Origin of the sequence: Streptomyces phaeochromogenes, assembly GCF_001418655.1 — a bacterium.
Classification (GTDB): Bacteria; Actinomycetota; Actinomycetes; order Streptomycetales; family Streptomycetaceae; genus Streptomyces; species Streptomyces phaeochromogenes.
In genome coordinates, this window is sequence record NZ_LIQZ01000116.1 from 59,666 (window position 1) to 71,276 (window position 11,611).

The following is an 11,611-nucleotide window of genomic DNA, read 5'->3' on the forward strand; positions in this document are numbered from 1 at the left end:
GGCTTCCCCCGCATCCATACTCGGCCTGACGAGGACCGCCGAACTCTCGCAGAAGGCCCTCTCACGGGCACGTCGGGCGGGACATCCGAATCTGGCCGCCCGAGTCAGGGCACTATGACGATCTTCCGCCCCTGGCCCGCGGCGAACTGGGCGAGTGCCTGCGGGTAGTCGTCCAGCGGGAGACGGTGGCTGATGAACACCTGGGGGTCGAGCACTCCCGTGGCGAAGAGATCCGCAGCGCGTTCGAAGCTGTGCAGGACGGCCATGGATCCGGTGATGGTGATCTCCTGGTTGTAGATGCGGTACGGCGAGATGGTGGCCGTTGTCGCGTAGTCCGAGACGCCGAACTGCAGGAATGTCCCCGCCTTCGCGACGCGGTCCAGGCCGTCCTGGATGGCGGCCGCGTTGCCGGTTGCGTCGATCACCACCTCCCAGCCGCCACGCTGCTGGAACTCCTCCGCCGAGGCAGCCGCCCTCGAACAGCCCAGTTTCTCGGCAGTGGCGAGGCGTTCGGGGTTGAGGTCGATGACATCCACCGAAGCGGCACCGGTGCGCTTGGCCAGCTCCAGCATCATCAGGCCCATGGTGCCGCTGCCATAGATGAGTACGTTCGCCCCCAACCTGGCGTTGAGCACGTCGTATCCCCGTACCGCGCAGGAAAGCGGCTCGATGAGGGCGGCGTTCGCCATGTCGACATGTTCGGGCAGCCGGACGCAGTTGGCGACAGGGGCCACGGCGAATTCCGCGGCGCCGCCGGCAACGGTGACGCCGATCGCGGCCCACCGGTCACAGAGGTTGTTGCGGCCGTTGCGGCAGTAGCGGCACTCGTTGCAGTACAGCGAGGGGTCGACGGCGACCCGGTCGCCGACGGCGAGTTCCGTCACCTCGGTGCCGATACCGACGACCTCTCCGGCGAATTCGTGGCCGGGGACGATGGGCAGTCTCGGCGCGAACTCGCCCTGGAGGATGTGCAGGTCCGTGCCGCACAGTCCGCAGGCGGCCACGTCCACCACGACCTCGCGCGGCCCTGGGGTGGGGTCAGGGACTGTGGTGACAGTGACCTTGCCGGGGGCTTCTATGACGGCGGCTTTCACTTGACTGCTCCTAGGGACAGGCCGCGAACCAACTTGTCCTGGGCAGCCCAGCCGGCGATGAGGACAGGCAGGGACACCAGGGTGGCGGCGGCGCACAGACGGGCGAGGAAGAGCCCCTCGTTGGTGATGAACCCGACGAGGAAGACGGGCGCGGTGGAGGCGTTGGTGGCGGTGAGGTTGACGGCGAAGAGGAACTCGTTCCAGCTGAAGATGAAGCAGATCAGCGCGGTGGCAGCGAGTCCGGGCATGGCGACGGGGCCGACGATGCGCAGCAGCACCGTGGGCAGACCCGCGCCGTCGACCTCGGCGGCTTCCAGGATCTCCTTGGGGACTTCGGCGAGGAAGGAGCGCATCATCCACACCGCGATCGGCAGGTTCATGGCGGTGTAGAGGATGATCAGTGTCCAGACGTTGTCCAGCATCCCGGCGTCCTTGACGATCAGGTACACCGGCAGCAGCGCCGCGATGGCGGGGAGGAACTTCGTGGACAGGAAGAAGAACATCACGTCGGTCCACTTCTCGACCGGCTTGATGGACAGCGCGTAGGCCGCCGGCACCGCCAGAGCGAGCACCAACAGCGTCGAAATCACGCTCGCCATGGCCGAGTTGAGAAGGTACGGGGTGATGTCCCGGCCCAGCAGCAGCTCGTACTGGTCCAGGGTGAAGGGCGCGAGCAGGCTGGGCGGGTTGGTGGCGGCGTCGGCCTCCTGGTGGAAGGAGGTCAGCACCATCCACGCGACCGGGGCGAAGAAGGCCAGCGTGGCCAGCCAGGCGGCGAAGGTCCACCCCGGTGTCAGCCGCGGCGGGCCGCCGTGGTCGTCCTTGCGGCGGAGGAACTTCCTGAGCCCCGTCCTGGGGTCGGGGACTGCTGCGTGCGTGGTCATCGGGAGACCTCCTCGCGGAACAGTGACGCGATGGTCCGCAGGGCGAACGTGGCGACGACGATGGAACCGATCACCACGACCACGCCGGCGGCGGCTGCCTCGCCGTACTCGTACTTGCGGAACATGGTCAGGTAGATCTCGTAGGGCAGGTTGGTCGTCTGGGAGCCGGGACCGCCCTGGGTGATGGTGAAGACGGCGTCGAAGGTCTGCACGACATAGATCGTGCCGAGCAGGACGCCCAGTTCGATGTACTGGCGCAGGTGCGGCAGGGTGATGAAGCGGAAGGTCGCCATGGCCGACGCTCCGTCGACGCGGGCCGCCTCCAGGACGTCACCGGGCTGCGCCTGCAGACCGGCCAGCAGGATGAGCATCATGAACGGGGTCCACTGCCACACCAGCGCGACGACGACGGCCGGCATCGCCGAGTTCGACACCCAGTCGATGGTGGGGCCGTTCTCGGCTCCGAAGAGCCGGTAGACGGCGTTGAGGGTGCCGTTGAGGAGGCCGTAGTCGGGGTTGTAGATGGCGTGCTTCCACAGCAGTGCCGCTGCGACGGGCATGACCAGGAACGGTGTGATGAGCAGGGTGCGGGCCAGGCCCCGGCCGGGAAAGCGGCGGTCGAGGAGGAGTGCCAGACCCAGCCCGAGGACCATGCTGATGCTCACCACCGACGCGGTGAGCACGATGGTGTTCAGTACCGCCGTGCGCAGCCTTTCGTCGGTGAAGACGAAGGCGTAGTTGGACAGGCCGGTGAAGTGCCTCTCGCCCGGCTTGAGGATGTTCCACTGGAGGGTCGAGATGATCAGCGTGGCCACGAAGGGCAGTTGCGTCACGATGACCGTGAAGATCAGCGCCGGCAGCAGCGGGAGGCGCCGACGCCACTTGTGCACCGTTTCGCGCTTGCCTGGCTGATGCGGAGGGTGTGCGCGCACCGCTCTGGGCGCGGGAATGAGCGTGGTCATGAGGGGTCCTTGAGCCGGCCGGTGACGGCCGAGGGATGGGGAAGCGGTGCCCGGCCGGCGCCATGGCCGACCGGGCAAGGGGAGGTCACTGGTAGGTCTTGGCGGTTTCCTCCGCGAGCTTCTGGCCCTTGTCCAGAGCCTTGTCCACGCTCGTCTTGCCGGCGATGGCAGCGGAGATCTCCTGTGTCACCTTGGTGCCGAGATCCTGGAACTCGGGGACGGCCACGAACTGGACGCCCACCGTGGGCCGCGGCTGCACACCGGGGTCGGTCGGGTTCGCCTGCTCGATGGACTTCAGGGTGATGTCACCGAAGGCCGAGGCCGCCTTCTGGTACTCGGGAAGCTCGTAGGTGCTGGCCCGCTTCCCGGCGGGAACGCGCGACCAGCCGAGCTTCTCGCCGACGAGCTTCTCGTAGTCCTTGCCGGACGCCCAGAGCATGAACTTCGAGGCGGCGTCGGCCTTCTTGGTGGTCTTCGGCATCGCCCACGCCCAGGTCCACAGCCAGCCGGAGCTGTCCGTCCTGTCCACCGGTGCGTACGAGTAGCCGACCTTGCCGGCGATCTTGCTGGACTTGGGGTCTTCCAAGGAACCGGCCGCGCTGGTCGCGTCGTACCACATCGCGACCTTGCCCTGGCTCAGTGCGTTCAGGCACTCGGTGAACCCGGCCTGCGGGGCACCCACCTCACCGTGCTTCCTGACCAGGTCGACGTAGAAGTTCGTCGCCTTCTTGAACGCCGGGCTGTTGACCTGCGCCTTCCAGTCCTTGGTGAACCAGGTGCCGCCGAAGGTGTTGACCACGGTCGTCAGCGGCGCGCCGAGCTCGCCCCAGCCGGCCAGACCGCGCAGACAGATGCCCTTCATCCCCGGGCGGGCGCCGTCGACCTTGGCCGCGATGTCGGCGACCTGCTGCCAAGTGGGCTTCTCGGGAACGGTGATGCCCTTCTCGGCCATCACCTCCTTGTTGTACATGAGCATGGAGGACTCGCCGTAGAACGGCAGGGCGTAGAGCTTGCCGTCGTCTCCGGACAGCGACTGGACCATGGGCTTGAGCAGGTCGGCCTCGTCGAAGGCGGAGTCCTTGCCGGCGTAGGAGCTCAGCTCGTGCAGCCAGCCGTTCTTGTGCCAGATGGGCACTTCGTAGGCGCCGATGGTGGCCACGTCGTACTGGCCTGCCTGGGTGGCGATGTCCTGGGTGACTTTGTCGCGCAGCTCGTTCTCGGGAAGGATCGTGAAGTTCACCTTGACACCGGTGTCCTTCGTGAAGGTGTCCTTCGTCAGCTTCGCGATGTCCTCCATCTGCGGGTTGCCGACCATCAGCACATTGATGCTCTCGCCCCCGTCTCCGGAGCTCGACCCGCCGGCCCCGCTGCACGCTGCCAGCATCGAGCCTACGGCCACGGCGGCGAGCACAGCGCGAGCGCTTCTCCCGGCGTGGGTGATCTTTCGGATGGTCATGGCTGACTCCAGAGGTGTTCGAGGGCATGGGAGGCCCAGGCCCGGTCGAGCGAGTGCGTGTGAGTTGGAGAAGGACGCAGGTCACACGCGGATGACCTGCGGCCCCAGGAGGAAGTAGCGATGGGCTTCGGACGCAGGAAGCCCGGTGTCGGTGACGATGGCCTCGATGTCTGCGATCTCAGCGAAACGGCAGAAGCTGGTCGCTCCGAACTTGTTGTGGACGCCCGAGAAGACCCGGCGTCGGGAAGCGGCCATGACCTGCGCCTTTACATCGCTCACAGCGGGGTCCGGAGTGGTGAGCCCCCATTGGCGAGAGATGCCGTTTGCGCCGACGTACGCCAGGTCGATGACGAGGCCGGACAGCATGTGGGTCGCCCAGTGATCAACTGTCGCCAGCGTGGCGCCTCGTACACGACCACCGAGCAGCAGCACGGTGACGCTCTCCACGGCGGCCAGGGTGCCGGCCGCGGCGAGGGAGGAGGTGATCACGGTCAGCGGACGGTCGCGGGGCAGAGCCGCGGCGATGAGCTGTGGGGTGTAGCCCTCGTCGATGTAAATCGTCTCCGCGTCACCGAGCAGCTCCACGGCGGCGGCAGCGATCCGCGACTTCTCCCTGACCTGGCTGGTGGTGCGGTAGGAGAGCGTTGTCTCGAAGCCGGCGCTCTCGACGGGGTAGGCGCCGCCGTGGGTTCGCCGCACCAGCCCGTGAGCATCCAGCAGGTTCAGGTCACGCCGCACGGTTTCCTTGGAGATACCCAGGTCGGCGGCGGTCTTGCCCACATCCACGGAGCCGACACGACGCGTGGCCTCCAGGATGGCGCGTCGGCGTTCTTCGGCGTCCACGGCGACACCTCCACTCCGCGATTCCGACCCGACACTCGGCCCGGCCTTTTCCGGTCTGGCGCATTTACGCCTTCACAGAGCCCGGCCCGTTCGGGTTCATGCGGACTATTTATAAGCACGCACAGCCTCATGAACAGGCAAAACGTCAGGAGTTCCATGACCGGATGTGACCGTTTCGAATGCGGTATTTCCGCAGACAGGGGCCTTCTTCGGCCAATAGCGGAGCAAGATCCCCACCCGGGTCGGCTCGGAACGTGCCCGTTTACTGCCTGCTCACCGACTGAGGCCGAGCCGATGACGGTCATCAGCGGATGACGGTCATCGTCGTGCGGCGGGGCGATGGTCGTCAGCGTTGCCCGGTGTCGAGGGCAGCGAGGCCGCCACGGACGGCTGCAGCCGTCATGTCGAGTTGGTCGCGTTCCTGGACGCGCCAGTCGGCATCGATGCGAAATGGGTCACCTTTGAAGCGGGGAAAGACATGCAGGTGAACGTGGAAAACCTCCTGGAAGGCGGCTTCGCCGTCCGCGAGGAACAAGTTGACGCCCTCACATCGCAAGCCTGATCGACGCAGTGCGCGTCCGAGCTGATGCGCCACTTTCCAGACCTGGACCCCGACGTCCTCCTGAAGGTCCTCCAGTCCCACCGCGTGCGCCTTGGGGATGACCAGCAAGTGGCCCGGGGTGACGGGCTGGAGATCCATGAAAGCGATCACTGATTCATCTTCGTGGACGATGCTGGCGTCCGCCTGACCCCTCGCTATTGCACAAAAGATGCATCCGTCGTCCGTCACGGGCTGCCCCCTCGAAGGCCCGAGTACCTCGTGCCGCTCACCACATCAGAGGCGACACCCAGGCGGCCAAGTCTGTCGGGCTCAGCACACCGCGATGACGTCCCGGCTACCGCGCCCGCGCCGCCCTGGGAGGGGACTCGGCGCGTCCGTGCACGACGGCCGACCGGGCAGCTGCCCCGATGAAAACAGCGCTGCCGCGCCCCGAGGCCATGGGACGCGGCAGCGATTCTTGGGTCGGTCGTCAGGCGAGGGTCACCTCGACCGGCAGCTTCTTGATGCCGTTGACGAAGTTGGAGCGCACCCGGGGGACGTCGCCGGCCAGTTTGATGTCGGCGATCCTCGGGATCAGCTCCTCGAACATGATGCGGATCTCGGTGCGGGCGAGGAGGTTGCCCAGGCAGAGGTGGGGGCTGCCCTTGCCGAAGGTGACGTGGTCGTTGTCGGTGCGGGCGACGTCCAGGTCGTAGGGGTTGTCGAAGACGTCCTCGTCGCGGTTGCCGGAGGCGAACCACATGACGACCTTGTCGCCCTCCTTGACCTGCTTGCCGCCGAGTTCGACGTCGCGGGTGGCGGTGCGGCGGAAGTGGTAGACGGGGGAGGCCCAGCGCAGGAACTCCTCGACCGCGGTGGGAATCAGGGAGGGGTCGTCCTTGAGCCTGGCCAACTGCTCGGGGTGCTGGAGCAGGGCCAGCATCGAGTGGGAGATGGTGTGGCGGGTGGTCTCGTTGCCGGCCACGACCAGGAGCAGGAAGTAGTTGTCGAAGTCCTGCGCGGACAGCGGGACTCCGTCACGCGGGATGGTGTTGACCAGCTTCGACACCAGGTCCGTGCCGTCGCCGCCGCGCCGCTGACGGGCCAGCTCCCGTCCGTACTCGAAGACTTCGAGGGAGGCGGGGGAGCGGAAGGGCAGGTCGCGGTACTGCTCGCTCTCCGCGCTGTTCAGCAGGACGTCCGCGTAGTCGGGGTCGGTGTTGCCGATGATGCGGTTGCCCCAGTCGATGAGCCGCTGGTTGTCCTCCGGCGGTACGTCGAGCAGGCGTGCCAGCACGTTGATGGGGAAGTCGGCGGAGACGTCGGTGACGAAGTCGAAGGTGCCCTTGGCGAGGGCCGCGTCCAGGGTTTTCGCGGTCAGGCCGCGCAGGAAGTCGCCGTAGCTGTTGATGACACCCGCGCCGAACTGTCGCTGGATCACGCTGCGCATCGCGCGGTGTCGGACGCCGTCCAGCTCCAGGATGGAGGCACGTTTCTTGATCTGGTCCTCGTCGACCTCTTCAAGATTGACGAACCTCGTCGAGGTGAAGGTCTCCGCGTCGCGGTCGACGCGGGCGATGTCCGCGTGCCGGGTCACGGCCCAGAAGCCGGAGTTGGGGGCCTCCTCCGGCTGCCAGTGCACCGGGTCCTGGTGGCGCAGGGTGTGGAACATCCGCCATGGGGTGACGCCGTCGGCGAAGTTGTCGAGGTCGGCGAGGTCCACCCGGTCGAGCGGCATGGGCTCGTCGAGGGCGGCGCGCAACTCGGCGCGGGTGGTGGGGACGGCACGGGCAGTGGGACTGGTCATGGTGGTGGATCTCCTGGGCGAGGACGACGAGGGCCGGCGGCCTTTCGGCGGGCTTACAGGTGGTAGGCGTACTCGGTGAACTCCCAGTCCGTGACGTGCCGTTGGAAGCGTTCGACCTCGTTCCGCTTGTAGGTCAGGAAGGAGGTGGTGAAGTCCTTGCCGAGGACGTCGGTCAGGGCGGTGTCCGCCTCCAGCGCGTCGAGCGCGGCCGACAGGCTCGCGGGCAGCAGGGCGGACTTGGCGGTGTCGTAGCCGTAGCCCTCCAGCGGGGCGGGCGGCTCTTCGCCTTCCTGGATGCCGAGCAGGGCGGCGGCGATCGTGCCCGCGATCAGCAAGTAGGGGTTGGCGCTGGCGTCGCCGAGACGGAGTTCGAGGCGGGCGCCGCTGCCGCGCTCGGGCGGGATGCGGACCATGGCACTGCGGTTGTCGAGTCCCCAGTCGATCAGCCAGGGCGCGAGAGTGTCCGGTCCGAAGCGCTTGTACGAGTTCACGGTGGGGTTGGCCAGTGCGGCGAGCGCGGGTGCGTGGGCGAGGATGCCCGCCATGGCGTGGCGGGCGGTGGCCGAGAGGCCGTACGCGCCGGAGGGGTCGTCGAACGCGTTGTGGTCCTCACTGTCGCTGCATGACAGGTGGAGGTGGAACCCGGAACCGCCCGCGTCGCCGAACGGCTTGGCCATGAAGGTGGCCATGTTGCCTTCCTTGCGGGCCAGTTCCTTGACGGCCGCCTTGAAGCGGAAGGCGCGGTCGGCGGCGTCCAGGGCCTCCGAGTGGTTGAGGTTGATCTCGTACTGGCCGCCGTCGAACTCGTGGTTGCCGGTGACGACGCCGAGGCCCAGGTCGCGCAGCTGCCGCAGGGTGCGCAGCAGGTGATTGCCGGGGTCGGCGCGCAGGCCCGCGGTGTACACCGCGCCGGTGGCTTCCGGCGAGCGGCGCCAGCCGGTGGGCGTGCCGGGGGCGGGCTCCAGGAGGAAGTACTCCAGCTCGGGGCCGACGACGGGGCGCAGCCCCTGCTCGGAACATCGGGCCAGGACAGTACGCAGCAGGTCGCGAGGTGACTCGGGGGCGGGGCCCCCGGTCGCCGGGTCGGTGACCTCGCCGAGACAGGTGGCGACGCCGGGCTCCCAGGGCAAGGGGGCCGCCGTGGACAGATCGGGGCGTACGCACACGTCCGGCAGACCGGCGTCCAGACCGCCCGCGACCGGGACCACGTCCCCTTGGGGTGAGGTGTGGTAGACGGCGCGGCAGAAGGCCAGGCCGTGCTCGGACGCCGACGGCAGGTGGTCCAGCAGGACGTCCCGGGCACGGTCGGTGCCGATGAGGTCGGGATAGATCACCCGGACCACGTCGACGCCCTCGGCGGCGAGCCGCTCCATGTGCCGGCGGATGTCTGGGGTGTCGGATGTGCTCACCAGTGTCTCCTTGGGAGGCTGGGTGGGGACATCCCCCGTGCCTCGGGGCTCTGGGGATGGGGTGTGTGCAGAGAACGGGATCCGGGGTGCGGGTTCAGAAGGGCAGACCCCGGTACTACTCGTTTGATCCCGAACGGTATGGAGTGAAGTCGTCGCCCCGCAAGAGGTTGGTCGAGAAAATTTATCCACCTGGACAGGTATTGACCAGAGAGGAAGTGGCTTCCTATGTTGTTTGAAGCCAAACGAGTCAGGGGTGCGGCTCTTCAGCACCCCTTTGGCCGAGGGGCCCGGCCGCATCCGGGCCGGGCCCCTCTTCAGCCCCACTCTGCTCCGATCTCTGATCCGACGCCCTCACCCTCAGGAGGACCGCCATGAAGGTCGTCGTCGACATGAACAAGTGCCAGGACCACGGCCAGTGCGTCTTCGCTGCACCCGACGTCTTCTCCATGGATGGCGACGGACACCTCGTGTACGTCTCCGGACCCGACGAGGCGCTGCGCGACGAGGTCGAGGAGGCCGCGGACGTCTGTCCGCTGCAGGCCATCCGGGTCGAGGCCTGAGTCCCCCATGGCCGCAACCATGACCGGACGCGTAGTCGTCGCGGGCGCTTCGATGGGTGGTCTGCGTGCCGCCGAGCAGCTCCGCGCGGCGGGCTGGACCGGGACGATCACGGTCGTCGGCGACGAGCCCCACATGCCCTACAACCGGCCTCCGCTGTCGAAAGAAGTGCTGGCAGGCAAGGCGCCGTTCGAATCGCTGGCCTTCACGCCGAAGGAGGCCGCCGCCGATGTGGAGTGGCGGCTCGGCACGAAGGTCGTCGCGGCCCGCCTGGACGAACGGACCGTCGAACTCGACGACGGCGAGGCCATTCGGTACGACGGACTGGTCGTCGCCACCGGAATGCGCCCCCGGCGGCTGCGCTGCCCCGGCCCGCTCGACGGCCGTCACACCGTCCGTACCCTCGCCGACGCCCAGGCCCTGCGGGACGAACTGACCCGGCCGGACGCCCGAGTGGTCGTCGTCGGCGCGGGATTCATCGGCTGCGAGGTCGCCGCCACCGCCGCAGGACTCGGTGTCCGCGAGGTGACCGTCGTCGATCCGCTGCCGCTGCCCATGGTGGGCCCGCTCGGCGAACTGCTCGGACGTGCGCTGCTCAAGCGACACGAAGAGCGCGGGGTGCGCTTCGCCCTCGGCGCGGGAGTCGCCGGATTCGAGGGCGGGGGCCGGGTGACCGGCGTCGTCCTCGACGACGGCACGGTCCTGCCGGCCGATGTGGTCGTGGAGTCGGTCGGCTCGATCGCCAACGCCGAGTGGCTGCAGGACAACGGGCTCGACCTGTCCGACGGTGTGCTCACGGACGATCGGCTGCGGATCGGCGGACGCCCGGAGGCCGTCGCGGTCGGTGACGTCGCCCGCTTCCCCAACGCCCGCTACGACGGCATACCCCGCCGCGTCGAACACTGGTCCATCCCCACGGACACCGCCAAGCACGCCGCGAAGGTGCTTGCGGCCCATCTCGCCGGTGCAGATGACCAGTTGGCTCCATTCGCGCCACTGCCCACCTTCTGGAGCGACCAGCACGAGTTCCGGCTGCAGTCCTTCGGGGCGCCGGTCCTCGGCAAGGACGACGTCCGTGTCCTGGACGGCGACCCGGAGGGCGACGTTCTGGTCGGCTACCACACTTCTGGTCGGTTGGTCGGCGTCGTCGCCCTCGGCGGCCAGGCCGCCGCGATGGGCGCCGCCCGTTATCGCGCCCAGTTGCTCAAGTCGCCCGCCCTCACCGTGTAAGGAAGCTCGTCATGTCCCCTGTCCGTGGTTACTTCCACCCCAAGACAGCGAGCGGCGCCTCGTCGCTGATTCCCTCCCCGCCGTGGCGCTACTCGGGTGACCTGCTCACCGTCGAATACCGCACCGACCCCGCCCGGGTGCGCGAACTGCTGCCCGAGCCGCTGGAGTTGGCCGACGAGGACCCTGGCGCGGTCGCGTTGATCTGGGCCGACTGGCAGTCCTGCTCCACTGCCGGAGACGAACTGCTGGACCCGGTGCTCGCCCAGTACAAGGAAGCCTTCGCGGTCGTCCGCTGCAAGTACCGGGGGCAGACCTACACCCGGTGCGTGTACATCTGGGTCGACAAGGACTTCGCCATCGCCCGCGGCCTGCACCAGGGTTACCCGAAGAAGCTCGGATCGATTCACCAGACGCGGCCTCATCCGTACGGCCCCGCTCCGCGGATCGAGGCGGGGGCTCGCTTCGGGGCAACCCTCGCCGCCGCGGACCGGCGGTTGGCGCAGGCCGTGGTGACCCTGCGAGAGCCGTCCGACACGAACGGCTTCGTCAACAGCCACCCCATGGCCCACCACCGGTGGCTGCCGTCGATCGAGAAGGGCAAGGGCCTGGCACTCGACGAGCTGATCGAGTCCGGTGCGTCCTCCTTCGAGGGCGGGCAGGCGTGGGTCGGCGACGCCGAGCTGGAGATCTTCGAGGCGCCCACCGAGGAGCTGGCCCGGCTGGAGATCCGTGAGCCGATCGCCGCCTACTACCGCCAGGTCGGCGTCGTCTGGGACGGCGGCCGACTGCTGGAGTCCGGCACGTCCGGAGTTGAGTAACCCCCTTAC

The 11,611-nt window shown here is 68.0% G+C and carries 11 protein-coding genes; 3 read left to right on the forward strand and 8 right to left on the reverse strand.

The genetic code is table 11. The features are described from left to right. Positions 1-104: 104 nt before the first annotated feature. The 8 genes from AOK17_RS16670 to AOK17_RS16705 all read right to left on the reverse strand — a co-directional run bounded on the left by AOK17_RS16670 (position 105) and on the right by AOK17_RS16705 (position 8,996). A complete protein-coding gene (locus AOK17_RS16670; protein WP_055613255.1) occupies positions 105-1,094 on the reverse strand; it encodes a zinc-dependent alcohol dehydrogenase family protein in 990 nt (329 codons plus the stop codon). Next, complete coding sequence (locus tag AOK17_RS16675) at positions 1,091-1,978, reverse strand: carbohydrate ABC transporter permease (protein ID WP_079053062.1); 888 nt, start codon at positions 1,976-1,978, stop codon at positions 1,091-1,093. Before AOK17_RS16675 ends, AOK17_RS16670 begins: the two co-directional genes overlap by 4 nt. Then, positions 1,975-2,940: a carbohydrate ABC transporter permease gene (locus AOK17_RS16680; protein ID WP_055613256.1), complete on the reverse strand. Its 966-nt coding sequence runs from the start codon at positions 2,938-2,940 to the stop codon at positions 1,975-1,977. Before AOK17_RS16680 ends, AOK17_RS16675 begins: the two co-directional genes overlap by 4 nt. An 85-nt stretch (positions 2,941-3,025) precedes the next feature. Then, on the reverse strand, positions 3,026-4,396 hold the full coding sequence (locus tag AOK17_RS16685) for an ABC transporter substrate-binding protein (RefSeq protein ID WP_055613257.1): 1,371 nt from the start codon (positions 4,394-4,396) through the stop codon (positions 3,026-3,028). 81 nt (positions 4,397-4,477) lie between these two features. Next, entirely contained in the window at positions 4,478-5,239 is a 762-nt protein-coding gene (locus tag AOK17_RS16690) for a DeoR/GlpR family DNA-binding transcription regulator (RefSeq protein ID WP_055613258.1), read from the reverse strand. A gap of 346 nt (positions 5,240-5,585) precedes the next feature. Next, positions 5,586-6,029, reverse strand: a complete 444-nt coding sequence (locus AOK17_RS16695) for an HIT family protein (protein WP_055613259.1) — start codon at positions 6,027-6,029, stop codon at positions 5,586-5,588. A 241-nt stretch (positions 6,030-6,270) separates the two neighbouring features. After that, positions 6,271-7,587 (reverse strand): cytochrome P450, encoded by a 1,317-nt coding sequence (locus AOK17_RS16700; protein ID WP_055613260.1) that lies wholly within the window; start codon positions 7,585-7,587, stop codon positions 6,271-6,273. A 53-nt stretch (positions 7,588-7,640) separates the two neighbouring features. Next, complete coding sequence (locus tag AOK17_RS16705; protein WP_055613261.1) at positions 7,641-8,996, reverse strand: glutamine synthetase family protein; 1,356 nt, start codon at positions 8,994-8,996, stop codon at positions 7,641-7,643. A gap of 371 nt (positions 8,997-9,367) precedes the next feature. On the opposite strand from AOK17_RS16705, the gene AOK17_RS16710 reads away from it, so the two are divergent. Genes AOK17_RS16710 through AOK17_RS16720 form a run of 3 tightly spaced genes read left to right on the forward strand, consistent with a single transcriptional unit; the run spans position 9,368 to position 11,602 of the window. Next, positions 9,368-9,556 (forward strand): ferredoxin, encoded by a 189-nt coding sequence (locus AOK17_RS16710; protein WP_055613262.1) that lies wholly within the window; start codon positions 9,368-9,370, stop codon positions 9,554-9,556. A gap of 19 nt (positions 9,557-9,575) precedes the next feature. After that, positions 9,576-10,784 (forward strand): NAD(P)/FAD-dependent oxidoreductase, encoded by a 1,209-nt coding sequence (locus AOK17_RS16715; protein ID WP_055613307.1) that lies wholly within the window; start codon positions 9,576-9,578, stop codon positions 10,782-10,784. A gap of 11 nt (positions 10,785-10,795) precedes the next feature. After that, positions 10,796-11,602 (forward strand): acetoacetate decarboxylase family protein, encoded by an 807-nt coding sequence (locus tag AOK17_RS16720; RefSeq protein WP_055613263.1) that lies wholly within the window; start codon positions 10,796-10,798, stop codon positions 11,600-11,602. The last annotated feature ends 9 nt before the right edge of the window (positions 11,603-11,611 follow it).